The following is an 877-nucleotide window of genomic DNA, read 5'->3' as shown; positions in this document are numbered from 1 at the left end:
CTGATTTGCCGCAGGGCGCTTCGTCCGCAGAACCGGCGATGCTGTTGCGCCGTGAATCGCCGCTGCGCCAGGCGCGCGTCGAAGAGGGGCGACAGGCGGTTGGCTGGCGCTTCCACCGTGACTGGCGTTTCCGCACGGCCGATCTGGACGCCTGGCTGGCCGGGCTGCCCGGCCTGCTGCGGGCCAAGGCGGTGCTGCGCACCGAGGACGCCTGGCTGGCCTGCAACCGCACCGTCGCTCCGGCGCCCTGGACGCCCAGCGCCTGGCGCAAGGATAGCCGGATAGAGCTGATCCTGGCCGCCGAGCTGGACCCCCAGGCCCTGCAGGAGAGCCTTTTGCGCTGCGCCATCGCCCCCATCTGACAGATAAGGTTGCCCTCCCGGAGCGAGTGAATGATAATAATTATCAGAAGATATTGCTTCGTGAACTCTTCCCGCAGGCTTTCTCATGTCGTTACCCCAACCGCGCAAAGCGGCGGACGCCAGTCCCGCCGTGGACGCTGAGGAACAGCTGTTCACTTCCGCCACGGCGGATGACGGCGTCCATTTGCCCAGCGTGAACGCCCAGCGCGCCAATGAGGCCAACCTGCGACTGATCAGTTGCGCCGGCCCTCGCCGCGACGAGGAAGTGGTTCCCGAAGAGGTCCTGATTCCCTATGCCGCGCCGGTCGAAGGCGTGGACGACGGCGAACAGCCGCCGCCCCCCGGAGGCTGGTGGAAGTCTTCCGGCCTGGCGATCGCCATGCACGTGGCCATCGTCGCCGCGCTGGTCTGGGTGATGCCCACTCCGGCCGAATTGAATCTGGGCGCGGGCGAAATGCCCAAGGCCATGCAGGTGAGCGTCGTTACCCTGCCGCCCAAGCCCGAAGTGCAGCAAC

At 67.0% G+C, this 877-nt stretch carries 1 protein-coding gene and 1 pseudogene; both read left to right on the top strand.

All coding sequences use genetic code 11. The features are described from left to right. A partial coding sequence (locus ACCC94_RS29860) for a GTP-binding protein (RefSeq protein WP_413353192.1) occupies positions 1-362 on the top strand: 362 nt, incomplete at its 5' end. Between the two features lie 85 nt (positions 363-447). Then, positions 448-877: pseudogene (locus tag ACCC94_RS29855) on the top strand (energy transducer TonB); the annotation flags it as partial.

Origin of the sequence: Pseudomonas sp. Pseusp97 (genome assembly GCF_047304025.1) — a bacterium.
In the GTDB taxonomy this organism is placed as follows: domain Bacteria; phylum Pseudomonadota; class Gammaproteobacteria; order Pseudomonadales; family Pseudomonadaceae; genus Pseudomonas.
Note: the sequence above shows the minus strand (reverse complement) of the source record. Positions and strands in the feature narration are given on the sequence as shown.